23 protein-coding genes and 1 pseudogene are annotated in these 25,864 nt (G+C 39.0%); 12 read left to right on the top strand and 12 right to left on the bottom strand.

The annotated features are described in order from the left end of the window. Window positions 1-86: 86 nt before the first annotated feature. The 4 genes from nagA to ptsG are packed head-to-tail and all read right to left on the bottom strand — an operon-like array spanning window position 87 to window position 4,079. Window positions 87-1,268, bottom strand: a complete 1,182-nt coding sequence (nagA, locus tag GN217_RS09260) for an N-acetylglucosamine-6-phosphate deacetylase (RefSeq protein ID WP_156856403.1) — start codon at window positions 1,266-1,268, stop codon at window positions 87-89. A 33-nt stretch (window positions 1,269-1,301) separates the two neighbouring features. Beyond that, the gene (locus tag GN217_RS09255; protein ID WP_156856432.1) at window positions 1,302-1,793 is read right to left on the bottom strand and encodes a PTS sugar transporter subunit IIA; all 492 of its coding nucleotides are present in this window, start codon (window positions 1,791-1,793) and stop codon (window positions 1,302-1,304) included. A gap of 42 nt (window positions 1,794-1,835) precedes the next feature. Beyond that, a complete protein-coding gene (locus GN217_RS09250) occupies window positions 1,836-2,522 on the bottom strand; it encodes an N-acetylmannosamine-6-phosphate 2-epimerase (protein WP_156856402.1) in 687 nt (228 codons plus the stop codon). 6 nt (window positions 2,523-2,528) lie between these two features. After that, complete coding sequence (gene ptsG, locus GN217_RS09245; protein WP_156856401.1) at window positions 2,529-4,079, bottom strand: glucose-specific PTS transporter subunit IIBC; 1,551 nt, start codon at window positions 4,077-4,079, stop codon at window positions 2,529-2,531. Between the two features lie 123 nt (window positions 4,080-4,202). Between ptsG and GN217_RS09240 the strand changes: the two genes are divergently transcribed. Together GN217_RS09240 and GN217_RS18950 are read left to right on the top strand one after the other, a co-directional pair. Then, window positions 4,203-5,000, top strand: a complete 798-nt coding sequence (locus GN217_RS09240) for a MurR/RpiR family transcriptional regulator (RefSeq protein WP_198042624.1) — start codon at window positions 4,203-4,205, stop codon at window positions 4,998-5,000. A gap of 228 nt (window positions 5,001-5,228) precedes the next feature. Then, window positions 5,229-5,738, top strand: a pseudogene (locus tag GN217_RS18950) (transposase); the annotation flags it as partial. A gap of 200 nt (window positions 5,739-5,938) precedes the next feature. Here GN217_RS18950 and GN217_RS09220 read toward each other — a convergent pair. Next, the gene (locus tag GN217_RS09220; protein ID WP_156856396.1) at window positions 5,939-7,117 is read right to left on the bottom strand and encodes an LL-diaminopimelate aminotransferase; all 1,179 of its coding nucleotides are present in this window, start codon (window positions 7,115-7,117) and stop codon (window positions 5,939-5,941) included. A gap of 271 nt (window positions 7,118-7,388) precedes the next feature. On the opposite strand from GN217_RS09220, the gene GN217_RS09215 reads away from it, so the two are divergent. The 5 genes from GN217_RS09215 to GN217_RS09195 all read left to right on the top strand — a co-directional run bounded on the left by GN217_RS09215 (window position 7,389) and on the right by GN217_RS09195 (window position 11,958). After that, window positions 7,389-8,345 carry a TAXI family TRAP transporter solute-binding subunit gene (locus GN217_RS09215; protein WP_156856395.1) on the top strand — a complete coding sequence of 319 codons (957 nt, stop codon included), beginning with the start codon at window positions 7,389-7,391 and terminating at the stop codon, window positions 8,343-8,345. An 80-nt stretch (window positions 8,346-8,425) separates the two neighbouring features. After that, on the top strand, window positions 8,426-10,384 hold the full coding sequence (locus GN217_RS09210; protein WP_156856394.1) for a TRAP transporter permease: 1,959 nt from the start codon (window positions 8,426-8,428) through the stop codon (window positions 10,382-10,384). Window positions 10,385-10,862: 478 nt separating this feature from the next. Next, window positions 10,863-11,498, top strand: coding sequence for a sigma factor-like helix-turn-helix DNA-binding protein (locus GN217_RS09205; protein ID WP_156856393.1), 636 nt, complete (start codon window positions 10,863-10,865; stop codon window positions 11,496-11,498). Continuing rightward, window positions 11,495-11,668, top strand: coding sequence for a YvrJ family protein (locus GN217_RS09200; RefSeq protein ID WP_156856392.1), 174 nt, complete (start codon window positions 11,495-11,497; stop codon window positions 11,666-11,668). Before GN217_RS09205 ends, GN217_RS09200 begins: the two co-directional genes overlap by 4 nt. Continuing rightward, window positions 11,665-11,958 (top strand): helix-turn-helix domain-containing protein, encoded by a 294-nt coding sequence (locus GN217_RS09195; protein WP_156856391.1) that lies wholly within the window; start codon window positions 11,665-11,667, stop codon window positions 11,956-11,958. Before GN217_RS09200 ends, GN217_RS09195 begins: the two co-directional genes overlap by 4 nt. A 296-nt stretch (window positions 11,959-12,254) precedes the next feature. Here GN217_RS09195 and GN217_RS09190 read toward each other — a convergent pair whose 3' ends face one another. Further along, window positions 12,255-13,562 carry a S8 family serine peptidase gene (locus tag GN217_RS09190; RefSeq protein WP_156856390.1) on the bottom strand — a complete coding sequence of 436 codons (1,308 nt, stop codon included), beginning with the start codon at window positions 13,560-13,562 and terminating at the stop codon, window positions 12,255-12,257. Window positions 13,563-13,830: 268 nt separating this feature from the next. Here GN217_RS09190 and GN217_RS09185 point away from each other — a divergent pair, with 268 nt between their 5' ends. The 5 genes from GN217_RS09185 to GN217_RS09165 all read left to right on the top strand — a co-directional run bounded on the left by GN217_RS09185 (window position 13,831) and on the right by GN217_RS09165 (window position 20,001). After that, the gene (locus GN217_RS09185; protein ID WP_156856389.1) at window positions 13,831-15,174 is read left to right on the top strand and encodes a sodium-dependent transporter; all 1,344 of its coding nucleotides are present in this window, start codon (window positions 13,831-13,833) and stop codon (window positions 15,172-15,174) included. Between the two features lie 116 nt (window positions 15,175-15,290). Continuing rightward, the gene (locus tag GN217_RS09180; RefSeq protein ID WP_156856388.1) at window positions 15,291-15,539 is read left to right on the top strand and encodes a DNA alkylation repair protein; all 249 of its coding nucleotides are present in this window, start codon (window positions 15,291-15,293) and stop codon (window positions 15,537-15,539) included. Window positions 15,540-15,682: 143 nt separating this feature from the next. Then, on the top strand, window positions 15,683-16,561 hold the full coding sequence (locus tag GN217_RS09175; RefSeq protein ID WP_156856387.1) for a PucR family transcriptional regulator: 879 nt from the start codon (window positions 15,683-15,685) through the stop codon (window positions 16,559-16,561). A gap of 130 nt (window positions 16,562-16,691) precedes the next feature. After that, the gene (locus GN217_RS09170) at window positions 16,692-17,789 is read left to right on the top strand and encodes an ABC transporter ATP-binding protein (protein WP_156856386.1); all 1,098 of its coding nucleotides are present in this window, start codon (window positions 16,692-16,694) and stop codon (window positions 17,787-17,789) included. A gap of 538 nt (window positions 17,790-18,327) precedes the next feature. Then, window positions 18,328-20,001: a heparinase II/III domain-containing protein gene (locus GN217_RS09165; RefSeq protein ID WP_198042623.1), complete on the top strand. Its 1,674-nt coding sequence runs from the start codon at window positions 18,328-18,330 to the stop codon at window positions 19,999-20,001. Window positions 20,002-20,284: 283 nt separating this feature from the next. Here the strand turns inward: GN217_RS09165 and solA are convergent, their stop codons facing one another. The 6 genes from solA to GN217_RS09135 form a co-directional block, all read right to left on the bottom strand. Beyond that, window positions 20,285-21,448, bottom strand: a complete 1,164-nt coding sequence (gene solA / locus GN217_RS09160; protein ID WP_156856384.1) for an N-methyl-L-tryptophan oxidase — start codon at window positions 21,446-21,448, stop codon at window positions 20,285-20,287. Window positions 21,449-21,512: 64 nt separating this feature from the next. Further along, window positions 21,513-22,196 (bottom strand): molybdate ABC transporter permease subunit, encoded by a 684-nt coding sequence (gene modB, locus GN217_RS09155; RefSeq protein WP_156856383.1) that lies wholly within the window; start codon window positions 22,194-22,196, stop codon window positions 21,513-21,515. Next, on the bottom strand, window positions 22,177-22,989 hold the full coding sequence (gene modA, locus GN217_RS09150) for a molybdate ABC transporter substrate-binding protein (protein WP_156856382.1): 813 nt from the start codon (window positions 22,987-22,989) through the stop codon (window positions 22,177-22,179). Before modA ends, modB begins: the two co-directional genes overlap by 20 nt. A gap of 156 nt (window positions 22,990-23,145) precedes the next feature. Continuing rightward, entirely contained in the window at window positions 23,146-24,099 is a 954-nt protein-coding gene (locus GN217_RS09145) for a carbon-nitrogen hydrolase family protein (RefSeq protein ID WP_156856381.1), read from the bottom strand. Continuing rightward, a complete protein-coding gene (locus GN217_RS09140) occupies window positions 24,077-25,594 on the bottom strand; it encodes a sodium:solute symporter family protein (RefSeq protein ID WP_156856380.1) in 1,518 nt (505 codons plus the stop codon). Before GN217_RS09140 ends, GN217_RS09145 begins: the two co-directional genes overlap by 23 nt. Next, window positions 25,591-25,839 (bottom strand): hypothetical protein, encoded by a 249-nt coding sequence (locus GN217_RS09135; protein WP_156856379.1) that lies wholly within the window; start codon window positions 25,837-25,839, stop codon window positions 25,591-25,593. Before GN217_RS09135 ends, GN217_RS09140 begins: the two co-directional genes overlap by 4 nt. Window positions 25,840-25,864: the final 25 nt, after the last annotated feature.

Genomic DNA, 25,864 nt, shown 5'->3' with positions numbered 1-25,864 from the left:
ATACAATTTCCTCCCCCGGGCTGGTACATGTCAAATTAACTACGTGCTTTATTTTACCCACGTTTAATTTCCCATGTCGTTATTTTTTAATCCTGATGTTGGTATGCTAATGCGCCGCGGCATATCGTATATTTAATGTTTAGATCATCATCGACCAATAGGATGTCGGCGTCCTTCCCTAGTGTAATACTACCTTTTTGATCGTAAATACCAATTTGTTTCGCCGGATTAACAGAAGCCATCTCAACAATATTACGTAGCGTAACACCTTCTAGCTTAAGCATTTGTTTTGCGCCTTCATGCATTTTCAAAATACTGCCCGCTAATGTTCCATCTTCTAAAACAGCTCTATCATTTTTTACTTTAACTGGCTGACCACCAAGCTCATAGTCTCCATCTGGCAGCCCTTTAGCCCGCATCGCATCCGTAATTAAAATAATCCGCTCACTGCCCATGTTATTATAAATTAATTGCAGCATTTCTGGGATAACATGAATTCCATCCGCAATCAGCTCTGCTCGTAAGTCTTCCAATTGAAATGCAGCGCCAACTGCACCAATATCACGGTGATGGATTCCGTTCATTGCATTGCAAAGGTGGGTAAGTTGGCTAACTCCTTGTGATACTGCCGTTTTTATTCCAGCAAACCCAACATCTGTATGTCCTGCTGATACATTTACACCAGACTGTGCGAGATGTTTTATAAAAAGACCTTCTTCATCATGCTCTGGAGCCATCGTAATTGTTTTTATATTGCTGCCTGATTGTGCCTGCCATTTCTTAAATTGTTCTAAATCCGGTTTAACAATATACTCCTTTGGCTGTGCCCCTGCTCTTGACTTTTCTACAAAGGGACCTTCTAAATGGACACCAACCATTTCCGCCTGACCCGGTTTATTTAGATAACGCGCAGCATTTTCTAAGGCTTTCGAAATGTTATCGGGTGACTGCGTAATCGTTGTTGCGAGAAAGCTTGTCGTGCCTTCCATTGGTAAAATCGATGCAATTTTGTCTAGCGCTTCTTCCGTTGCATCCATCGTATCTGCCCCATTTGCACCGTGGATGTGACCATCGATAAATCCAGGGATGGCGTTTAACCCGGTCGCATCAATAATGTGAGCGTCCTCAGGAAGAGTCTGTGTGAAGGACTCTCCCTCCAAAAGGCTTTGAATCTGTTCATTTTCAATGTAAATCCCACCATTTGGGATAACTTTATCTTCCAGATAGATTTTAGCATTTTTTATAAGAATGGACTTATTGGTTTCCATTGTTCGCGCCCTCTCCCCAAATTTCTGCTAATGCTATTTGTCTTCAGCTGTTATAATAACCGTTTCTCCTGCTTTAGCTGTCTTTTCAGATGTAAAGTGATAATTTTTCTTTCCTTCTGCACTATTGGTAATGACAATTGGCGTAATTGTATTTGATGCATGTTCACCAATGTATTCCAAATCTGCTTCCATCAAAAGCTGACCAGCTTTTACTTCATCATCAACATTTATCTTTGCTATAAATCCTTTACCTTTAAGTCCAACTGTCTCCAGTCCAATATGGATTAGAATTTCTACGCCACCTTCTGTAACTAGTCCGATCGCATGCTTCGTTTCAGCAACTTGAATTACCTTTCCGTCTACAGGCGAATAGATCTTTCCATCTTCCGGAATAATGGCAATCCCTTCACCCATCATTTTTTCGCTAAATACTGGATCCGGAACTTCTTCCAAAGGTACAATCTTTCCATTTACTGGTGCAACTATATTTTCTTCCTTTTTTTGCTTGAATAATTTTTTAAACACGGCTGATTTCCTTTCTTGTTTTAGGATCATCACTATCTACTATTAAATCATATCTTTAATTTCATGAGCAAATCGGGCAGTAATATCTTTTGGCCTTGTAATTGCACCACCGACGACTGTCGCATATACACCTAATTCAAAAACGCGTTTCAGCATTTGCGGTGTCATAATATTTCCTTCGGCAATTACTGGCTTATCGACGGCACGTAGTATCTCTTTTAAAAAGGCAAAATCATCATCATATAATTTCTTACCTTTTGTATGCTTGGTATAACCATGTAATGTCGTTCCGATGTAATCAAATCCTAATTTTTCAGCAATAACAGCTTCTTCCATTGTTGATATATCTGCCATCAATTCAACATTTGGTGCTTTCTCTCTTGCATAGAAAACTAATTCCTCCAAAGTTTTTTCGGGTCTTTGGCTGATTGTGGCGTCCATTGCAATAACTTCACAGCCACTTTCAATTAATTCATCAATCTCTTTACTCGTTGCAGTGATATAGACATCAGATCCTTCATAATCCCGCTTTACAATTCCAATAACAGGAAGATCTACTTCTTTTTTTATTTCGATAATATCTTCTTTTGAATTGGCTCGAATTCCTTTTCCCCCACCTTGAGCAGCAGCAAGTGCCATCTTACTCATGATAAAGGACGAATGAAGCGGTTCGTCTTCTAATGCTTGACACGATACAATTAAATTTCTCGGTAATTTCAAAACAGTCATCTCCTATTACTTCTCCAATTCTTCCTCAACCTCATTTTTAATAACAGAAACCTGTGGTCCGTAGATTACTTGTACGCCTTCACCTTTTACAATAACACCTTTACTTCCTGTTTGCTGTAAGGCATCCTTGTCTACCATTTCGCCATCTTTAACCGTGACACGCAATCTCGTCGCACAATTATCGACATCAACAAGGTTATCTTTTCCACCCAATGCTTGAATAATTGCAAGTGGTCGCTCCTCACCGGAACCTTGAGTTGTTTGTACTGTCGTATCATCTTCTGCCTTCTTGTCTTCACGTCCAGGTGTTTTAAAATTAAACTTCCTAATCAAGAAAGTGAACGTAAAGAAATATAAGAAGAACCAAATGACTCCGATTGGGATAACATACATCCAGTTCGTTAAAGCCTGACCTTGTAATATTCCAAATAAAATAAAGTCAATAAATCCTCCTGAGAAGGTTTGTCCGATTGTTATTTGGAAAATATGTGCTAGCATAAATGCTAAACCGTCAAAAATTGCATGGATCACATAAAGCACTGGTGCGATAAATAAGAATGAGAATTCCAATGGCTCTGTAATACCCGTTAAAAAGGACGTCAATCCAGCTGAAAGCATTAATCCACCGACAACCTTTTTATTTTCAGGCTTCGCAGTTCTATAGATGGCATAAGCTGCCCCTAATAATCCAAACATCATCGTGATAAATCGCCCAGACATAAAACGTGAAGTACCTTCAAAGAATTTCGTTGTCGTTGGATCACCCAATTGCGCAAAGAAAATATTTTGTGTTCCCTGGATTAATTGCCCACCAATTTCTAACGCTCCACCTAAGCCGGTTTGCCAGAAAGGTAAATAGAAAATGTGATGCAGTCCAAATGGGCCTAATAAACGCAAGATAAAGCCATAGAAGAATGTACCAATATATCCTGTTGCATTAACAATATCCCCAAAGCTAAAAATACCATTTTGAATAATCGGCCATACAAAATACATGACCGTTCCAAGAATAATTGCAGAAAAAGAAGTTACAATTGGAACAAATCGTGATCCTCCAAAGAATCCTAAGAACTGTGGCAACTCAATTTTATTAAATCTATTATGCAGCATACCTGCCATAATCCCAACAAGAATTCCGCCAAAAACACCCGACTCTAATGTTTGAATTCCTAATGTAACACCTTGCCCAACTGCTGAAAGATTATCTGCTGCAAGGCTATCTGTAATAATTAAAATAGCATTAATTGTTGCATTCATGACAAGGTAACCAATTAATGCAGCTAACCCTGCGGTACCTTTATCTGATTTAGCGAGACCAATGGCAACACCTACCGCAAAGATAACCGGTAGATTCGCAAACACAATGTCCCCAGCAGAACTCATTATCGTAAAAATTGCTTGAAGCCAACTTTGGTCTAAAATTGGATAAACACTAACTGTATTTGGATTAGATAAAGCACCACCGATACCAAGCAAAAGACCTGCTGCAGGCAGAATAGCAATTGGAAGCATAAACGATTTCCCAAATTGCTGCGCTTTACCGAAAAACTTTTTCATAAAAATAACACCTCCGGAAAATTATTTTCATAAACATCTTAACAACCGCTTTCATTTATGTCAATATAATATTGAATCGCAATGATGGTATAATGTTTAAAGTTAAGAAGGGAGATGAAGCCGTTGAATTTCGAAAATAGGATTCAAAAATATAACGCTGTACTGACCGAAAGCGATCGAAAAATTACAAAGTATCTACTTGCAAATAAAGTTACTATACGTGATAAAACCATTATCGATTTAGCAGAGGAAATTCAAGTATCTCCAGCTAGTATAACCAGGTTTTGCAAAAAAATTGATTTCAGCACGTTTCAGCAAATGAAATACTCCTTAATCGGCACAAGTACAGAGAATAAGAAAAGTGATCATACATTCGATACAGTCTATAACTATTATCAGACGATTATCAAATCAACCCAGCAATTTTTCAGCGAAGAACAAACAGCTAGAATTGTAAATCTTATTTTAGACTCAAATAAGGTATTATTTTGTGGAATTGGCAACTCCGGATTGGTTGCACATGAGTTCAACAGCAGAATATATCGAATGGGAATCACTTCAGAATCTGTAACCGATGCACATGATCTGTTAATGAAAAGCAGTCTACTGAAAGAAAATGATTTGCTCGTTTGCTTCTCTAATTCTGGTAAAACTAAACCAGTTATCGATTCGGCAAAAATAGCAAAATCCAATAACGCAACAATTATTGTCGTAACTAATTTTGAACAAACAGCTTTAACCGAACTCGCGGACGAGGTTGTTCTCATCTCAAGCTATAAATACATTGATGATGCCAAGTTCATAAATTCTCAATTACCAGGACTCTTCCTGCTTGATTTATTAACCTACAAATTACTTAATCATGAAGATTTAATGCAGGCACGTCAACGAACATTAGATGCCATTGAGAAATATAGTTAATGAATAGGCTGGAGTTCTGAAAACTAAATTATGAGATACGAAAATAGCTGCTAGCATGATCTTCTACAAAATTCAAGAAATGTTGACGTTTAAACGAGTAAAATAAGGCGTGGGAGCTAACACTGAAAAAAAGTGTAAACCTCACGCCTCTGTTCACTGCCATATCCTGCATCCGCGACAATGTGTTCCGGCAGTTCGAAAAAATTTTCTTCAATCGAGTCGAGAAAAGATTGGGAATATAATGCTGACGAAGATACCTTTTTGGCCCAAATGGACGAGAAGTACGGTTTAGCCATCATTAAACACGAACAGACAGGTACGGATTCACCCGTGAATTTAAAGTGTACGAATGTGAGGACTGTTCGGGCTGTCTACTCCGGGATTTATGCACGAAAGCAAAAGAAGGGAACAACCGAAGAGTCTACAAATTAATGAAAAGTGGAGTCCCAAAAAGAATATATACGAACGAAGTTTTCAGACGAGAAAACTGGTAAAATTTATGGAAAACGTAAAATCGACGTTGAACCAGCGTTCGGTTTCCTGAAGGCTAATTTGGGTTTCATTCGTTTTTCCGTCAGAGGAAAACAGATAGTGTAGAATGAATTAGCCTTTGCATTGATGGCGGTGAATTTGAGTGAAAACGCCACCATGAACGGAAAATTGTGCCGGGATAGGAAAAATCACAAAAAAAGGTTCCGAGCAAATTTTTATTGCTTGTCTACGAAAATAGAGCAATAGCAATGGTAAAAGTAATAGCCATTGTTATCGCTCTATTTTTAATCCTGTGAATTGACACTGCGAGTTTTCGGCATTTGTCCAAATTCGAGCAGTAAAACTGCAGTGATCAACTTAGGTAACTAATGGACTCTGTTAACCTTAGATTAAAGCCAGTTCTACAATGGCCCCAGCTGCAGACATGCTGAAATGTTCGACAGACATTACCGGCTCTCCTCCTTCAATCGAAGTTCCCTCAACCGACGAACTACTTCATCTAATCGCTCTTTACTAACCGTTAGAGCAATTCGAATATAGCCTTCACCTGATGGTCCAAAAGCTGTTCCTGGGGTAACAATCACTCCAGCCTCCTCTAGCAATTTGTTAGCAAAACTGTTCGCCGTAAATCCAGTGGGAACCTTCGCCCAAAGAAAAATGGTTCCTCTCGTTTTTTCTGTAGAAATCCCTAATTCGTTTAGCGCCGTGTATAGCTTTTCCATCCGCTCTTGATAAATGGCATTATGCTCCTTGACTACGGATAAATCACTCTTTAAAGCTGTAGCCGCCGCCTTTTGTACAGCAAGAAACTGGGAAGAATCAATATTACTTTTCAATGTGGCCAAGGCTTGAATGACATGCTTATTTCCAACCACATAGCCGATTCGCCAGCCTGCCATATTAAAGCTCTTTGATAATGAACCAAATTCCACTGCATAATCCTTGGCGTCTGGGACTTGCAGGACACTCGGAGCTTTATAACCGTCAAATGTTATCAGATTATATGCCGCATCGCTCGCAAGCAAAATTTTATTATTCTTTGAAAAAGTTGCTGCTTCCCGAAACGTGTTTAATTCAACAGTGGCACCTAGCGGATTGCTTGGATAATTTAACATCAAAAGTTTGGCCCGTTGCTTGTTCCTTTTAGAGATCCTGCCAAACTCTGGAATATAACCCTTTTCTTCATTTAAAGGCAATAATATACTTTCACCACCAGCCAAAAGGACCCCTTTTTGATATACTGGATAGCCCGGATCAGGGACAAATACCGCGTCACCCGGGTTTAAAACCGCCTGAAACAGATTAACAATCCCTTCCTTCGAACCGATTAGTGCCAAAACCTCTGTATCGGGATCCAGATCAACAGCATATTGTTTTTTATAAAATTCCGCAACCGCCTCTTTAAATTCAGAACAGCCACTGTACGGGGAATAACGATGGTTATCAGGATTCTTTGCCTCAAGCACGAGCCGCTCATAAACAAAATCGGGTGTAGGTAAATCAGGAGCACCAATCCCTAGATCAATAACATCGACTCCCTCTTTCTCGAGTTCCGCTTTTTTACGTTGGAATTCGGAAAATACGTAGGCTGGTAAACTTTTCACCCTATCCGCTATCGTAATCATTTTTAACCTCCCAAATAGGTCATTCTTTTCTTATTTCTATCGTATTGAAGGTATCGCTTTTTTAGAAGAAAAGGAAAGAACAATCCTCTTCTAGAAACTCCACTTTTCAAAGTTTTGTAATACTCCTAAGCTTTCCAACATAATTTGTAATAACTTGGATAGCTTGCCTTTTCTATGAGTTAACAAAGAACATTTAAAATGTGGACAAAATAAAGAGGAAAAAGGGGATCGATAAAGTTGAGGATAAAGAATTTAATTTATTTTTTTGTTGATGGGATGTATATTACTCGTACTTGCTGCTTGTGGAGAGGGGAAGAAAAATATAGCAATTGGTCCTCCAGCAAGTGAGACGAATACGGCATCAAGTTTAATTCTTGATGCATATGGGATCGATGATGGTGATTACAATGCGTATCAAGAAGGATTTGGTGATGCAGCAGATGGCGTACAGGATGGAAATATTGATATATCAATTGGTATTTTAGGCTTGCCTGCAGGTAACATTGAAAGCCTGCAAGCATCTGTTGGGGATGTGAAAATGCTAGGACTCTCGGATGAAGCGATCGCACATATTGAAGAAAATAGTGGGTACAAACGTTTCACCATTCCACAAGATACGTACGATTTTCTTGAATCAGATGTTGAAACTGTTACGGCTTATGCAATTCTAATGGCAAGCACCGATACAATTGATGAAGAGCTTGGTTATGAGCTTGCAAAAAGTATGGTTGAGAATGCGAACGAAAATACACATGCACAGTCCGAACATATGACATTAGAAAATGCTCTTCTTGGGGCAGAGGGACTACCAATTCATCCAGGTGCAAAACGTTATTATGAAGAACAAGGCTTAACAGTAGACAATCCTGTAGCAGAATTAAATACAACGGAAGCGAAACCTGAGCTTATATTAGGAACGGGCAGTCAAGGCGGAACCTATTATCCTCTTGGAGGAGAAATGGCTAATATTTGGAATAACCATTTCGATGGCATCAATATAACGAATACGGAAACTGGAGCATCGATTGAAAACCTTGTTGGAATTCGTAACGGGGATATTGACCTTGGTATGACCGTTCATGTTCCAGCACAAGCTGCAATTAATGGGGAAGCGGATTTTGAAGGAGAGAAAGTTGAGAACGCCGCTTTTATCGGTCATATTTATCCAGAGGTTATTCAAATTATAACCCGTGAAAGTACTGGTATCGAGAGCCTTGATGACTTTTAATTTCATCATTCGCAAATGTTGGGGATCTTTTAACCAGGAAGGTCCCTCATCGTTTAGCTTCTCCGTAAGGGTGTGATTAGATGAAAGAAAACCAAGAAATCAACGTAAAGGAAATTTTAGAGAAATACGATAAAGAAAGTAATTTCCGGGAGAATATCGGCAAATGGGCATGGATTGTAACATTTTTAGGTGTTGCCTTAACCACTTTCCATTTATATACAGGATACTTTGGAAACCTCCCATCCCAACAGCAAGGTGCTGTCCACCTAGGAACTGCGCTTGGTATTATCTTTTTGCTTTTCCCGGCAAAAAGTGGTCTGCAAAAAATACAGAAGACGGTACCATGGTATGACGTTCTTCTCGCATTTTTGGCCATGTATGTGACTTATCATAAAGTCATCTTTTTTGATTCAGTTCTCGAGAGTCGGATTGCAGGCTACAGTATGCTCGATACAATCATTTCCATACTCGGTATCTTTCTCTTACTCGAAGCAACCCGTCGTACAGTTGGTTTACCAATTGTAATTGTAGCTGGAGTTACGCTACTTTATGCTTTATTTGGTAATATCATACCAACACAGATCTTGTCTCATCCTGGTTTTGCTTTTGACCGCTTGGCAACAGATTTATGGTATAAGGAAAGTGGTGTTTTCGGGACACCCATTCAAATTTCAGCTAAGTTTATTTTCCTCTTTCTGTTTTTCGGTGTAGTCCTCGTACAAACAAAAATTGGTAAATTTTTCAATGACCTTGCATTCGCGTTAACAGGGAGATATACAGGTGGAACGGCAAAAGCAGCCGTCGCGGCTAGTGCATTGCAAGGAATGGTTTCTGGAAGTTCTGTTGGTAATACCGTCGCTTCCGGTTCCTTTACCATTCCGATGATGAAGAAGGCAGGATTTAAACCAGAGTTTGCTGCGGCAACAGAAGCATCAGCGTCAACAGGTGGACAAATTATGCCTCCGGTAATGGGAGCCGCAGCATTTATTATGATGGAATACTTAGGCGTGTCCTACGCAACAATCATGATTGCTGCTGCAGTTCCAGCTGTCTTATATTTTACAGGGATATTTATCGGAACACACTTTGAGGCGAAGCGATTAGGTATTGTTGGTCTGCCAAAGTCAGAACTCCCGAGTTTCCGTAAATTAATGATTAAAAATGGATATATGCTTTTACCATTAGTCATCGTCATCGGCACAGTCATGATTGGGTTCACCCCACAGCGGGCTGCTTTATTAGGGATTTTGTCAGCTTTTTTGATAAGTTTAGTTAGAAAAGAAACGAGGCTCAATTTTAGGCAAACGATTCATGTACTTGAACAAGGAGCGCGTGTCGCTTTACCGGTAATAGCTGCAGTTGCTACGGCTGGTATTATTGCTGGAGTAGTCAGTATCACCGGTCTCGGTTCTAAATTTGCTTCCGGTATTATTGCATTATCAAGTGGACATTTATTTTTAGCGCTATTTTTCACGATGATCGCTTGTCTGATTCTTGGAATGGGATTACCGACAACGGCTAATTACGTGGTAACAGCAACGATTGCAGCACCAGCACTTATTATTGAATTCGGTGTAGCTCCAATCGCTGCACATATGTTTGTTTTTTATTTTGGAATTGCAGCAGATATTACACCACCTGTCTGTCTTGCCGCATATGCTGGAGCGGGAATAGCGAGGGCGAATCCATTTAAATCCGGAGTCATCGCAGTGAAGCTCGCAATTGCGGCATTTATTATACCGTATATATTTGTTTATGATTCAATTCTCGTTCTAATAGATGTTACACCAGTAAGGCTTGTCATTGCTCTTGCAACAGCATTATTGGGTATGATCGCTGTTAGCAGTGCAGTCATCGGCTTCTTTGTCCGGAATTCTTATTCTTGGGAGCGGATCATTCTTTTCGTCGCTGGTATTATCTTGATCGTTCCAAATATAATAAGCAGTACGATCGGTTTCGTTTTAGTATTAGGGATCTGGTACATTCAAAAACGACGTAAGGACGACAATGGAAATATGGGGATGAATGTGTCGGTATAAGAAAGTTTTAAAGTACCAAAATAACAAATTGACAAAAACGGATTAAACAATAAAAAAATAACGGAAAAAAAGCTAGAATTGGTGATCACTACCTTCATCTTATCTAGCTTTTTTAACAACAACGAAAGACAACACATAACCTCCTAAAACATCTCCCCCAATATCCAATGAATTGTAAAATTTTTAGGTATATTAGTCCTAATTCATCACACTCGATTGTCGAATGAATCTACTGACTTTTTATATCCTCTCCCCCTTTCCTCACCAATCTAGTACCTCAAGCTTAGTTATATTCTCCCCATCTTTCCTAAAAGTAGCATAAATGTCCCGAATAAAACTTTTTTCGTCAAAGTGTGCAATTTTAGGTTTTATAGAAATTATTGTAAATATTTATTATAATTAACTAATTGAAGCCTGTTTAAGGTTGTATTATAATCATCAATTTTGCCTTTATTAATATAGAAAGGAGGAAAAAAGGATGGAAGAAACCACAATTTCTGATGGGAAACATTGTGAGTTCATGTGGGCAAATAAATTTATAGCAGAAAATGAATTAATTTTCCGGAATCGTTTAATAAAGTCATTTTTGCTTAAGAAGGAAAATTATTTTTTGCTAAATCAATCCATCCGCCATCCAACGCCAGAAACGAATAATGCTTTAGATAAGGCATTCCAAGATCATTTTGCCGAGATCAGGTTAATTAGTCAATTATCAAATGAATTGAGAAGACATGCCATTCGTTATGACAAGAAGGTTAACTTGTACAGAAGAAGTCAATTACTAATTTTGGACCAGCCAATCCATGACGAAACAGAGAATAGCATATCTTTCAAAGATGTTATCACAGATAAGCATGCTATCCCTGTTGATGAAGCGGCGCTAGAAAATAACCAGGATTTGCAATGCTATCTTGAAAATCCAACTCTTTTTCAAGCTTTTTCTTCCCTTACTTCTAGGCAGAAACAAATTTTAAATCAAGCGTATCTTTTCAAGATGTCTGATACAGAAATTGCCGCTAAAGAAGGTGTATCCCAGCAATCCATTTCCAAGACGAGAAACAGAGCTTTAAGGGAGCTAAGAAAACAACTATTGGCAGAGGAGGATAAAACATGATTGATATCTCTGCTCTCTCCGGTTTGATTGATATGGTAGAAAATGTTGGATTCCCCGTCATCGTGGCTTTGTTTTTATTAATACGCTATGAAATCAGGATGGAACGTTTGGAAAAACACTCTAAAGATTTATCAGATACAATCAACAAATTAAGGAGGGATCTTTCATGACGAGTCTCATTGATCTAACGAAAAAAGTGCAAAAGTACAATGATGCCGAATCATTAGAAATTGTTCTTACCCTGTTCGAACCTAAAATCAGAGCATCATTAAAAGAAACCTCACCACAGGAACAAGTCGATTTATATCAAGAACTAAAAATTAGAGTAATAGAAATCATTAGGAAGTATGACTACAATAATACGTACGGTTTTTGGGAATTTACCAATCGTCTAAAAGAACTGCATGTAGTCGAACAGACAGCAAAAGAAAATTCTGATCATCCAGTTAAAAATTCATGATAGGGGGATAGGATACAAATTCTATATAATCATAGGGTTATTAAATTCATTTGTCATCAGCCACTAAGTCCCGTTCCCTTTCATCTTCCAGGGAACGGCTACATAAAGCAAGTCTCCTCAAGCATTCTTCAAGTGGAGATGAATGCCCCATGCTTCTTTGTTTCTCTTGCTTTCTACTCTTATCGTCAATTGTTGTACATGCTCAAGTCTCATTCTAATAGATCAGGAATATTCCCTCGAGTCATTCCTAAACCAATGAAAAAGGGAGAACGTATTGTCCTCCCTTTATTTAAAATTTATCCTTCCTGAACAACTTCTGTTGAAGAGTGTAATCGGTGGTTTTTCGCCATTTCTACGGCACGTTCCGCGTCAATATATCCCCATATATCATCGAGAATCGGGTGGGCAGTAGCTTTCAGAATGCTCTTTACATCATTTGGACTAAGATCCGGATTCGCTTCAAGCATAAGAGCAATGACTCCTGCGCAAATTGGGGTTGCCATCGATGTACCTGATAACTCAATATATTTCTCATCCCTAATCATCTCTGGCAATTCCGTTTCGATGCTTGAGCCTGGTGCAAGCAGCGATACAATATTGGTTCCTGGTGCATAAATGTCAGGCTTGACGAACGAATCAATTGTAGGTCCTCTACTGGAATAATCGGCTATTCGATCGTCTGCCCGGTCTAATGTGTTCTGATCATCTGTTGATCCCACCGTTATAATGAACGGATCAATTGCTGGCGTACTGATTGTTGTTTGATCAGGACCATTATTTCCAGCAGCGGCACATACAACGATTCCTTGATGCCAAGCAACTTGAGCAGCTAAACACAACGGATCATCCCTGAAAGACTCGTAGGCAGGAGCTCCGAGTGAAAGGGAGATAATTCGAATACGATGCTCTTCTTTATGTTCCATACACCATTCCAGACTTTCAATAATCGTTGACAGCCTGCCTTCACCTTGTTTATCTAACACTTTTAATCCAATGATCGAAGCTTCTGATGCAGGACCCGTATATTTCCCATTAGAAAGACTGCCATTTCCAGCAGCATTTCCTGCGCAGTGTGTTCCATGCCCATTATCGTCATATGGATCTTCTTTCCCATTTATAAAATCATGGAAAGCTATTATTCTATTTGAGGGTTGAACAAGGTCGTCATGTGGATGGACACCTGTATCAATCACAGCAATGGCAATCCCTTTCCCTGTTAAACCTAACTGCTCTCGCACCTGAATCGCACCTATTTGTTCACTGGCGATATCCAGAAAAGATGTTACAATCCGGTCGTAAAAAATCCGTTCTACCGCTTCATGATCCTTAATCTGTTTGATTTTATCAGGTGTTAAATGGCCTTTTAATCCGTTAATACTGGGTAATCCTTTACTTAGTTTGTTAGGAGAATCCTTGTTACATATTTTGAGGAGGTCATCTTTTTTATCCTGCTGGCAATTCTTTTTCAGATAAAGGATAATGGGAATCTCATTGCTATTCGTCAATTTCAGGTTTACTTTTTGAATATCCCGTAAATGTTCCACTAAGCCTGGATCTAGTTTAGACTCTGCATTTTCATACCATACCTTTTTTTGATTGCTCATGTTATTCCTCCTTTGTTATAAACCTATCCCTCACCAATAGTCAAACTTTAAATTGGGGCACCCTTATTGACTATAAGGGCACCCTTTCGTTCTAAATAACAACGCACAACTAAAATTAAATGATCTTATTCTAAAATACGCTCCTCCGGTAAATAGTTGCAGGTTTTCGAAACAACCTAAGGAATGCCAGGTAACTTAGTACTCCTTTGACATTTCCCTCTAGATAATAGAAAATGGTATAGATATTCTACATGAGAGGAAGTTTTATTTGGATCAGCAAGAGCAATTTTCATCCAGGATAGGATTTATTTTATCGGCCGCAGGAGCCGCAATTGGCCTTGGTGCCATTTGGAAATTCCCATACATCGCAGGACAAAATGGCGGTGGCGCATTTCTCATTATTTTTCTTTTGTTTACCGTTATACTCGGCCTTCCCTTACTGTTAGCCGAATTTACGATAGGTAGAACAGCACAGCAAGATGCCGTTCGTTCTTTCCAAGTAATCGCTCCCAGAACAAAATGGTATTTTATCGGAATTCTTGGCATGATCAGTGTTTTTATTTTACTTTCCTTCTACAGTGTTATTGGCGGTTGGATCATTACATATCTATGGAAAGTCGTGACTGGAGGATTAACCGGTTTAAATGAAGTTCAATATGCAGAGCTGTTCGCAAATACAATAGCGAATCCAGCGATAAGTATCGGTGCGCAACTGATATTTATCATCATGACCATTTTCGTTATTAGTAGAGGCGTACAAAATGGAATTGAGCAAACAAATAAAATCATGATGCCAGCACTTGCGATCCTTTTCGTCATTCTCGTAATTCGCTCGGTCACCCTTGATGGGGCTTCTGCAGGTGTTGCTTTTCTATTTCAACCTGATTTATCAAAAGTGACATCAAGCACAATTCTTGAAGCGATGGGACAATCCTTCTTCACGTTAAGTGTCGGTGTTTCCGTCATGATTACATACAGTGCTTATTTGTCAAAAGACCAGAGTCTGCCAAGTTCCGCTGTATCGATTGTCCTTATGAATATAATGGTTGTTCTCTTGTCGGGTCTTGTGATATTTCCTGCAGTATTCTCGTTTGGAATGGAGCCGGATGCAGGGCCGACCCTTTTATTTAATGTGCTTCCTACGATTTTCAGTCAAATGCCAGCCGGGATGCTGTTTTTCGCAGCGTTTCTCATAGTCTTTTTATTTGCGACCTTAACATCGGCTTTTTCCATGCTGGAAATTATTGTAGCCGTCATTTCCAAAGGCGACCCTGTAAAAAGGAAAAAATGGGCCTGGATTGTCGGATTAGCAATCTTTCTCTTCGGTGTGCCGTCTGCACTCTCTTTCGGTATTTTGAGTGATGTTTCGTTATTCGGCAAATCAATCTTTGACTTAGCGGATTACACCGTGAGTAATATTTTACTGCCAACAGGGGCATTATTCATCGCAATTTTCGTGTCTGTTAAAATGAAAAAATCAGCGATGTACGAAGAATTAAAACGGGGCAGCAACTTAATGTACGGCATCTTCCAAGCTTGGTTCTTCCTCGTTCGCTACCTCGTTCCAGCGTTGATTATTTTCGTCATGCTCGATGTACTTGAAATCTGGTAAGCCCGCGAAGCAATACATGCCACTTTCTAAATTTTATCGCCGTATTTCCGTATAGTAACTGTATAAATAGTCAAAATAAAAAGGCATAGATTGATACAAATATACGGAGGTGCAGCATGAATAAACCGTACCGGTGTCCAAATTGCAAAACAAACAGATCACGCTTTAACCTGATCGAACAGACCGCAACTCCCGTCAAACTCGATGCAAAAACGGGTGAAATCTTAGAAGAATATACGAGTGAAGATACGCTTCTTTTTCACCAAGCTTATAATGGACCGCAATACAGAATTCAGTGCGGGGTATGTGGATTAATTGAAAATGAAAAGATGTTCGAACAGTTTGCGGAGTATGATGGGAATTGAGTATTTGGTGTCTGGCAGAACTCAAATTTTGCAAGAATATATTCTTCCGCCAAACACCTCCAATAGAAAAATGGTAAACTATATTATGATATGGTTTACCATTTTTTTGAGGTGTCTAACTCCTCAACTAGGAGGTCTATCCCATGCTCCAACAATTAAAAAAACATTTTCCTTCCTTACAATCTTATAAAAAAACACCAACGGAAATCGATGATAAACTGACATGGTTTATTGCAGAGAATGGCCAAATTATCAGTATCGATCCGTCCGAAATCACTGAAAAGGATTCCGCTTTATTACATATGTTTCTAAAACCGTATCAACATAATTTTCCGCCTATGACAAAAGCAGAAAAATTATGGCAGCAATACATTCAAGCTGACGGTGAGCTACCGGAAACAGAAAACATGTTTCGCCTAATCTTTTTCCAAATCCCGCCAGATCAACTACAACCAGCAGACTTCAAGGACGCCCTTAATCAATTATTTCATAAAGAGATGATTATCCTATGGGAAAGTGAAACGGAAGGAGTCATTGTTGATAAAGAGCTCACCGACTATGAAGAAGATATTTCATTAGAGGAAATCATCGACATTTTAATGAGTGATCTATACATAAAAATCCGCTTTTTCGTGAGCCCATATCTTACGGAACTCCGACAAGCGAAACATTATTATAACCAATTAACTTCTCAAGCAAGCATTGTCTTCTCCTACTCGGAGCATAATGTGATTTCTTATATAGAAGCAATTCCTTACCTGCTTATCGATCAACTAACACCGAAATTAAGAGACGATCTGCAGCAGCTCATCCCACAGGAATTTCAACACGATAAGGGGTTCCTAAAGATGATGGAAGTTTTTCTGAAAAGCAATTTAAATGTTTCAGTAGCGGCTAAAAAGCTATATATGCACCGTAACAGTTTTCAATACCGAATTGAAAAGTTCAAGGAAAAAACGGGTCTCGATATCCGAAATTTCCATCATGCACTAACTGTTTACCTGGCTTTATTGGTCAAGTGAATCCATTTGTAAAGTTGCCTAAAACATGTCCAAAGCTTTGTGCACGTTTACCATTTAATGAGTAATCGTTCTTCACTATAATGAAATCAGTGAATAAAACGTTTTCATATATTTGAAGGAGGATCTCATAATGGCTGAACTCGTATTAGAAAATATTCAAAAGAAGTATGATAAAGATGTCGTAGCGGTTAAAGACTTTAACCTGCATATTGAAGATAAGGAGTTTATCGTATTCGTTGGACCATCCGGCTGCGGTAAATCTACTACACTACGAATGATTGCAGGTCTAGAGGAAATCACGGAAGGAAACCTGTACATTGATAATAAGCGGATGAACGATGTTTCTCCAAAAGACCGTGATATTGCAATGGTTTTCCAAAACTACGCCCTCTATCCGCATATGAGTGTATACGATAATATGGCATTTGGATTAAAACTGCGGAAATTTAAGAAGGCGGAAATCGATAAGCGCGTAAATGAAGCAGCTAAAATTTTAGGCTTGGAGGAATACTTAACTCGTAAACCTAAAGCACTTTCTGGTGGTCAGCGTCAGCGTGTTGCATTAGGACGAGCCATTGTCCGCGATCCGAAAGTGTTTCTCATGGACGAACCTTTATCAAACCTTGATGCTAAATTACGTGTCCAGATGCGTACAGAAATTCAAAAGCTGCACAGGCGTCTGCAATCAACTACTATTTACGTTACACACGATCAGACGGAAGCAATGACAATGGCTACCCGTCTCGTTGTTATGAAGGATGGAGAAATCCAGCAAATCGGTTCTCCTGAAGAAGTGTATAAGAACCCTAATAACGTATTCGTCGGTGGCTTCATCGGCTCACCAGCAATGAACTTCTTTACAGGCATCGTGAAGGATTCTTACTTTACCATGGGGGACGTGAAAATAAAAATTCCTGAAGGCAAGCTGAAACCATTAAAGGATAATGGCTACCTTGATAAAGAAGTCATTCTCGGTGTTCGCCCGGAAGATATTAAAGATGAACTTGTCTTTCTAGAGGCAAATCTAGAGTCTACGATATCTGCTGGCATTGAAGTTGCCGAGCTGAATGGAGCAGAGACGTTCCTTTACTCGAAAGTCGCGGATCAAAGCTTTATTGCCCGAGTCGACTCCCGTTCTGATGTTAAAGCTGGAGATACCGTGAAATTAGGTTTTGAGATGAATAAAGCACATTTCTTTGATGCGGTGACGGAAGAGAGAATTTATTAAGTTACTTCTTTTAGTCAAATGGTTCAACCTTATTTCTCCATGGGAAAAAGGATACCCCTCTTTAAGGAGTATCCCTTTTATCTTTCAGTAACATATAAGCTTATTTTTAATATTTTATATCCCGAATATCTCGGGTGGGAAATTCTTCTTTTTCGTTTTAATTATTGGGTGATTTTTTCAAAACGCAGCATGAATCATCGTGTTAATTCAAGAATTTCACTTAACCGCGGTACGTGTTCCACTGGGTGTTCTCTAACTTAAGCAACGCAAGCCCTACCTGCTCTTGCGTCCTTGCGACCCCTTAGTCGCTCCAGTTTGAATAAGCATCTTCAAAAACATTGTAGAATGCCAGAGTGCTTATTTGTTACTCGATTTACTATAATACCATCTTAAAGAATTCTTGTCAATCTTTTTTTGCAAAGAAATGAACTGGGATCCGTTTGTTAATTTATGTTTAGGTTTTATTGGTTGGAATGGATTATTATCTTTATATCAATTAAACTTAGATTACTACATTATACATAGGGGAGGGATCTTTTTGTGGCCTTTTAAGAAAAGCGTGCAACCTACATTAAATATAATTGAACCAATCAAGAAAACTAACTACACAAAAGACACAGATAAAATTGTCGAAGGTTTGTTTGAAGGGCAGTACTTTCTTATAAAATCTTTAGAAGTTCTTGATTTTAAAAAAGGAATTGACTGGAACTATCAGCACCATTCGGGTGCAAATACTTATCAACTTTATCTTCATTCGTTGGAAACCATTCATCATCTTTGTAATCATTACGAGAAAAAGAAAGACAAAAAATCATTAAAAAAAGCTTATGAAATTTTACAAGATTGGGCTAAACACGACGAAGCCCATCCAAAGGAAAATTACCGTTCCCGCTGGAGTGATCACGCAACGGCAACGCGTGCGTTAGCAATTATTTATCTATACACTTCCGCTGTAGATGTAATAAAAATAAATGAGGAACTGATCTATAATCTTCTCTTGAAGCATGCTAGATTTTTAAATGATGACCAAAATTATCGGAAAAATAACCATGGAATCATGGTCGACAGGGCTTTACTATCGATTGCATTAGTTTTGTCCGAATATCCAGAAGCAGAACACTGGAAAGAGAAAGCAATTTATAGAGTCAGGGAAGCTTTCAATAGAGATTTCAGTTACAAAAATGTCCATTTAGAGAATTCGCCGGACTATCATAGTATGGTGATGAGGCTTATTCAATCCGTCGAAAGCTTCTTGGTAAAAAATAATTTGACCCTCGGAAAGGACATCGTAGAAAGATTAGAGCAAGCGGATGATTATTTTCACTATTTTTTAAAGCCAAACCTAAAAGTCCCGACCATTGGAGACACCTCTTCCGGTCATTTAAAACGGAAGAAAAAGAAATTTGATTCCTTCATTGATGAAGAAGCGGGTATTGCAATCCTTCAAGATGAGCATGAGGAGCCAGAAAGATCAACTTGGCTATCTTTTATCTGTGGTTATGGGAGTAAGACTCATAAACATTTCGATGATTTATCGTTCAACCTGTTTTATAATGGCAAAGACATTTTCGTTGATTCGGGAAAATATAATTATGTTAAAAGTGATAAGATCAGACAATATGTCCTTTCTCCAATTGCACACAACACCCTTGCAATCGATGGAAAAGAATATAAATTAGGCGATCCGCTAGTCTACCGCGATAAAATTAAAATAACCGGTTATCACAAAACGTTACACTATGAACTAATTCAAGGGGAAAATAAAGCATATAACGGAGCGAAACTAAAGCGGACACTTATCTTTTTCAAGCCGGATGTCATAATTATTTTCGACCAAGCTGTAAGTGACGAAGATCAGAAATTTTTACAATTGTACAACCTTGCCCCACATATTGAAATCCTTGAGACAAAAGATAATTACGCAAAAATAAAATCAGGTGCCGATATCATTGAAATCGAGCAACTGCTCGGAACAAGTTCCGTTACGAGTTTCCAAGCGGATCGAACTGAACCGAGAGCAATCATGTCCGAACGTTTCAATGAATTAATCGATATATCACAATTGGAGTTTTCAAAAACGGGTGAGAACGTGAATTACCTGACGATGATTAGTTTCGGAAATGAACAATCCATACAAGGCGTCACATTTGATGAAACTTCTAAAATCCTAACTTTAAATAAAGATGGTAAAAAGCTAGACATAGCTTTTTAATCACAATCGTGAAACATCTAGAATGCACATAAAAAATTATGAAGGGAAGTGGAATAGCGTATAGCTTTCCGCTTTTTTCTTATTTTAGCGGGATTACATTCTCAGAAAGGATGGATACCTTTGGAAAAATATCTTTACGGTAACACTATGACCTTCCTTGAAGCAAAGTTGTACTGCGAGGTAAAACTAAAGAGTCTCTGATCTCCAAACTAGAAATCAAAACTCTTTTATTACAATCTTATTCGATATCATCCAAATCGTCTCACTCGAAAAAACAGTCACATCAAAAGGTAAGATCGCCGAATCGATCCATCTTAAATAACGATATATCATGTTCCGTTTCTCCGGTCATAGCTAGTTGGGACAGGATTTCTCCTACTACACTAGCGAATTTAAATCCATGACCAGAGAATCCTGTCGCTATCAATACATGGGAATGTTCAGGATGCTGATCGATAATAAAATGTCCGTCAGGCGTTCGCGTATAAATACAAATCGCCGCTTTCTTTAATTCCCCAGAAGCCTCGGGCATAAATTCATCCAAAAACTTCCGTAAATGACCTTCATCACTAATATTCGAACCAAATTCACGGTTCATCGTAGACGGATCAATTTCTTCTTCAAAATCGTGACGCCCAATCTTCAAGCCACACTTACCAAATGACGGGAAACCATAGTACATCGCGCTTGAATCATTAGAAGTTACTTCCGCTGCAAATGTTGGAAAGTTGTTCAAACTAAATAACGCTTCATTCGCTTCAAACCACGCGATCGGTTGGCGAGTTGTCTTTAATGGAAGCTTTAAGCCTACTTTTTTCGATAACGTTCCACTCCAAGCACCTGCACTAATAATCAGCTTTTTTCCAGTGAACGTAGCGTTTTCCGTTATAACTTTCACCGACTTATCACTTGTCTCTATATCTATTACTGGATTTTGAAAGGATAGTTTCGCACCGTGATGAACAGCCAACTCCTTATATGCAGTGATACAATTCTCACTAAATAAAAACCCAGAATTTTCCTCATAAAACCCGATATAATCATCTGGTAGATTAAGCCCCGGAAACCGTTGAGTGATTTCAGTGCTACTAAGAAAATCTATATTCAAGTTATGTTCTTTCCCACTCGCTATTGCCTCATCAATAAATGGTGCATTGCCTTTTGGTCCAAATCCCATTGCACCTGCCTGAGTGAATATTTTCAAGTGACTCTTTCTCTCCAGTTCTTCCCACAATTCTTGGGACCGGAGAGCAAGCGGAACATATTCCCTTCCCTCGCCATATGCATGACGGATAATTCGTGTTTCCCCGTAATGGCTTCCTTGGTCATGCGGCGGATCATATGCATCAATCAATAAAACCTTTACCCCTTGACGCGCTAAATAATATCCAGCAGCCATCCCCATTGATCCCGCTCCAGCTATAATGACATCATAAATTTCTTTCACGAAATCCTCCTAATCTTTTCTTCTCATCTTTGTTCATATTCACGACTTTCAATTAAGTGAAAAATCATTCATCCTGCTTCATCCGTACAATCAACATCATACCAAACGAAAGAATCATAATCGCAATCACCCACATCCATGCCATCACCATATTCCCTGAATCCAGCGCAATATAAATCGCCGTTGGGATGGTCTGCGTGACACCTGGGATATTTCCAGCAAACATTAAAGTTGCACCAAACTCGCCTAACGCGCGGGCAAAACTTAAAATACTTCCAGCAAGTAGCATTTTAGAAGCTAAAGGAACGGATATAAAGAGGAAGGTTTTCCACTCGCTCGCGCCGTCAATTCTTGCAGCTTCTTCAATATCGTGATCCACTTCCTGGAATCCTGACTTCGCCGACTGATACATGAGCGGAAAGGCAACAACAACTGCCGCAATTACAGCGGCCCACCACGTAAAAATAATTGGTTGATTAAAAATCCACTCAATCGCTTGACCGATAATACTATTTTTTCCGAAAACAACGATCAATAAAAAACCAACAACCGTCGGAGGTAGTACCATTGGAAGCATTAGAATTGTCTCTACAACGGCCTTTCCTTTGAATTTTCTTCTTGCAAGAGCTTTCCCGATTAACGTTCCCATTATAATAACGATAACACCTGATATCGTAGCAACTTTAAGCGACAACCAGATCGGGCTTAGAAATTCTTGCATAAATGCATTATTTAATTGTAAATCCATATTCTTCAAATACCTTTAAGGCTTCATCGCTTTGGACATAGTCAAAAAAGACTTTTGCCGTTTCATACTGGTCAGAATCCTTGATTATTCCGACCGGATAAATAATAGGTGTATGTGTCTTGGCATCCAGAGAGGCAACAATATCTATTTTTTCCGAGGTGAGGGCGTCCGTTTGATACACGAGTCCAGCCTCAACATTCTCGGTTTCAACATAGGATAAAACTTGCCGAACATCCTTTGCGAAAATGATATTTGATTCCAGCTCATCCCATAAATCCATCTCTTCCAGCGCTTCTTTCGCATATTTTCCCGCAGGCACGGTTTCAGGTGTACCGATGGAAATGTTACTTATCCCCGTTTTTATAAGATCCTTAAATTCCTTAATTGTTTGGTCCTCCTTTGGAACAATTAATACTAATTCATTTCCAAGCAGGTCTACCCCGTCTTCTTCGGCAATCATTCCATCTTCAACTAAACGTTCAAACTTATCTTCAGCTGCTGAGAAAAATAGATCCACTGGTGCACCTTGAGAGATTTGCTGTTGCAGTGAACCCGAGGCTCCGTAATTAAAGGTCAATACTACTTCTGGATGTTCCTCTTGAAACGCCACTTGAATTGTATCTAACGCCTCTTTCAAACTTGCTGCCGCAGAAATCGTTAACTCAACATTTCCAGCTACTCCCTCGTTTTCTCCGTCTGCAGAGTCTTGGGCAGAATTACTAGTATTAGAACATGCGACTAATAATAGAAATATGAATAAAAGATTACTAATGAAATAAATTCGTTTTTGCATATTCTATTGCCACCTTCCGAACATTTACCATTTATTATATCCTATTATAATAACTCACGCTGAAAATAAAAATCTCCTGATGGGGGAACATCAGGAGATTTTTCTAATTATAAATTCGGATTCAACAAAACTCGAGGAATGACAAGCACTATAGCACTATTTTTTCCAAATTGTATTTTTCTGCTCTTGTTCATTCACAACAAGTTGAAATACATCCGGTCGCGCATAATGACCAACTACATCAAAGTCAAATTGAGCTTCTGCAATTTTTCCAAGGTCTATATCCGCGTATAAAATTTCTTCTTTACCAAGCACAGGCTCTACTAAAAATTCGCCTAGTGGGTTCACAATACAACTTCCACCCCGCGTCATTTCATTTGGCAAACCTTCAAATTCCTTACGAGATGAAATATCCTCAGGATACATATCTTTCGTGGAATATTGATTACATGACAGAACAAAGCATCTCCCCTCAACTGCAATATGTCGCATTGTTGAGAACCAAGTATCTCTCCCATCTGCGGTTGGCGCAATATAAATCTGTACCCCCTTCTCATACATTGCAGCACGAGCAAGTGGCATGTAATTTTCCCAACAAATAAGCGAACCAATCCTTCCATATGGGGTATCAAAAACGGGAAGTGTACTGCCATCTCCTTCTCCCCAAATCAGTCGCTCCGAACCAGTCGGCTTTAATTTTCGATGCTTACCGAGTAATTCTCCGTTTGGCCCGAAAAATAATGCCGTACAGTATAAAGTTCCTTGACTTGATTCGTTTTCCTTTTCAATCACGCCTATCACTACATATGCTTTTGCCTTTCTCGCTGCTTTTCCAATCGCCTCTGTTTCCACACTAGGTAAAGTAATTGAATTATCCCAATACCTAAAAAAGTCTTCCCGTCCTTCGTCAGACCGTGATCCTACCACAGCCCCAAAGGACATCCCTCTCGGATATGCCGGAATGAAAGCTTCCGGAAAAACAATAATTTTTGCATTTTCTTGACCCGCTTCTTCAATTAAACGAATCGTCTTTTTTACTCCCCCCTCTTTATCCATAACTACAGATCCAGCTTGAACGACTGCTACTTTATACGGATTGTCTTTCGCCATTGTAATCATCCTTTCGTGTACTCTCAGAAGGGAAATAAATTTCCACCATTTCCCTATGATGTTTATATTTATCCTCTTCATTGCTATCTACTGTTAGCATACTAACAACCAAAAAGGTGATAGTTCCTAAAATAAAACCAGTTGTGGCCGGTCCAAACGGTAATGGAGATCCGAAAATATAGATAAGAACTAGTGCCGCTTCCCCAACCAGAATTGATGAAATTGCTCCAGCCAATGTTCCTTTCCTCCAAAATAATCGCCCAATTGCTGCTGGAACTAATTGTAAGACAATCCCGTAACCTAATGCTGCAACCGGAATGAGAAATCCTTGGGCGGCCGGAATAAACGCAAAAATTACAACAATTAACGTCATCAATAAGACTGTAATTTTACTTATAAATGTTGTGCGCTCAGGTGATACATCTTTATCAATAAAACGTACGTAAATGTCATTAACGAGCAAGCTCGCTGATGATAATAGGGCACTATTTATTGTCGAAATCCCAGCAGCAATTACCGCAGCTACAACGATAGCACCAAAGATAGGTGCATAAGATGAAAAGAATAAAGGGATAATCGTATCACTATTTTTTAAACTCAATCCTGGTACAAGGCCACGAGTGTGTGCTAGCATCCCGATAAACAATGCCCCAAGTGCCATCAACCATGAATTCCAGAAAGGGGTTATAATTGACGTTTTCGCCAAGATCATCGGGGATTTAGCGGAATAGAATTTCTGCCACATATGTGGCATAATCCAAAAACCAAACATTAACCCGACAGCCGTTTCCGCTATACCCGCGAAATCTCCTTTATTAACTAGAATATCTGGAGCCACAGACTGCAAGTTTACAAAGGCATTAAACCCACCCGCACTATAAATGAAAATGAGCGTGATTATAAGTAATGTAGTACCGAAGAAAAAGCCCATAAATGTATCTGCCCACGCTGCACCCCGGCCACCACTCAGCGTTACAATAATCCCGACAAAAACTCCCATTATTAATATTCCAATCCAATATGGAATTGCATTGTTCGTCAAGCTGCTCAATGAAAATGCTCCTCCAGTAATTTGAATCAACATATATGGAATGAGTCCTATCATTCCAACGAAAGCAAACAACAACCTCAAGAAAGGGCTTTTATAATACTTTTCCATCATATCTCCGGGCGTTACAAAGTCATGTTTACGACCGAGATACCAAATTCGCGATCCAAATAGCCAGATAAATAGTGCATGCACAACAGCCCAAGCGGCAAAAGCTGAAAACCAGACGCCATCCCTGTAGTGATTTCCAATGGAGCCAAGTAATGTCCATGTACTAAAGTAACTCGACCCTGTAGTCATCGTCATTACAATCGTTCCAAGACTTCTATTCGCTAAGAAAAAATCACTTGGCGTTGCAATATTTGACTTTGAAGCTAAACCGCTAATCCAAAGTAAAATACCAAGAAAAAGAATCAACACAATTATCGTAATAGCTACCTGACTCATACTTGGTCACTCTCCTCATCTTTTTGCATCACCCGTTCCACATTTAAAGCAAAAGGCTTGAAGAACTTAAAATAAATAACAAATATGATAACCGTATTGATTAGATTCAAGAAAAGCACCCATGCTAAAGGTTGAGGTAAAAAACCGATAAACTTCAATTCATTCATAACCCCAAAGTTAGGTAAAAATGTTAAGAAATAAATAATAAAGAAGCCGGTAATCCATATTGCGTGTTTTTTTCTCATGATATTTCTCCTTCCTTTAAGTTCC

The organism is Oceanobacillus sp. AG (assembly GCF_009746545.1).
In the GTDB taxonomy this organism is placed as follows: Bacteria; Bacillota; Bacilli; order Bacillales; family Amphibacillaceae; genus Oceanobacillus; species Oceanobacillus indicireducens.
The sequence above is the reverse complement of the archived record's forward strand: the minus strand, read 5'-3'. Positions and strand labels throughout refer to the sequence as shown.

Excerpts from the sequence above, each read along its gene's own strand:
- nagA (WP_156856403.1), bottom strand. The coding sequence starts at position 1,268 with ATGGAAACCAATAAGTCCATTCTTATAAAAAATGCTAAAATCTATCTG.
- modA (WP_156856382.1), bottom strand. The coding sequence starts at position 22,989 with ATGCAAAAACGAATTTATTTCATTAGTAATCTTTTATTCATATTTCTA.
- GN217_RS09220 (WP_156856396.1), bottom strand. The coding sequence starts at position 7,117 with ATGATTACGATAGCGGATAGGGTGAAAAGTTTACCAGCCTACGTATTT.
- GN217_RS09215 (WP_156856395.1), top strand. The coding sequence starts at position 7,389 with ATGGGATGTATATTACTCGTACTTGCTGCTTGTGGAGAGGGGAAGAAA.
- GN217_RS09250 (WP_156856402.1), bottom strand. The coding sequence starts at position 2,522 with ATGACTGTTTTGAAATTACCGAGAAATTTAATTGTATCGTGTCAAGCA.
- ptsG (WP_156856401.1), bottom strand. The coding sequence starts at position 4,079 with ATGAAAAAGTTTTTCGGTAAAGCGCAGCAATTTGGGAAATCGTTTATG.
- GN217_RS09195 (WP_156856391.1), top strand. The coding sequence starts at position 11,665 with ATGACGAGTCTCATTGATCTAACGAAAAAAGTGCAAAAGTACAATGAT.
- GN217_RS09200 (WP_156856392.1), top strand. The coding sequence starts at position 11,495 with ATGATTGATATCTCTGCTCTCTCCGGTTTGATTGATATGGTAGAAAAT.
- GN217_RS09205 (WP_156856393.1), top strand. The coding sequence starts at position 10,863 with ATGGAAGAAACCACAATTTCTGATGGGAAACATTGTGAGTTCATGTGG.
- GN217_RS09210 (WP_156856394.1), top strand. The coding sequence starts at position 8,426 with ATGAAAGAAAACCAAGAAATCAACGTAAAGGAAATTTTAGAGAAATAC.
- GN217_RS09170 (WP_156856386.1), top strand. The coding sequence starts at position 16,692 with ATGGCTGAACTCGTATTAGAAAATATTCAAAAGAAGTATGATAAAGAT.
- GN217_RS09190 (WP_156856390.1), bottom strand. The coding sequence starts at position 13,562 with ATGAGCAATCAAAAAAAGGTATGGTATGAAAATGCAGAGTCTAAACTA.
- modB (WP_156856383.1), bottom strand. The coding sequence starts at position 22,196 with ATGGATTTACAATTAAATAATGCATTTATGCAAGAATTTCTAAGCCCG.
- GN217_RS09140 (WP_156856380.1), bottom strand. The coding sequence starts at position 25,594 with ATGAGTCAGGTAGCTATTACGATAATTGTGTTGATTCTTTTTCTTGGT.
- GN217_RS09180 (WP_156856388.1), top strand. The coding sequence starts at position 15,291 with ATGAATAAACCGTACCGGTGTCCAAATTGCAAAACAAACAGATCACGC.
- GN217_RS09135 (WP_156856379.1), bottom strand. The coding sequence starts at position 25,839 with ATGAGAAAAAAACACGCAATATGGATTACCGGCTTCTTTATTATTTAT.
- GN217_RS09175 (WP_156856387.1), top strand. The coding sequence starts at position 15,683 with ATGCTCCAACAATTAAAAAAACATTTTCCTTCCTTACAATCTTATAAA.
- GN217_RS09145 (WP_156856381.1), bottom strand. The coding sequence starts at position 24,099 with ATGGCGAAAGACAATCCGTATAAAGTAGCAGTCGTTCAAGCTGGATCT.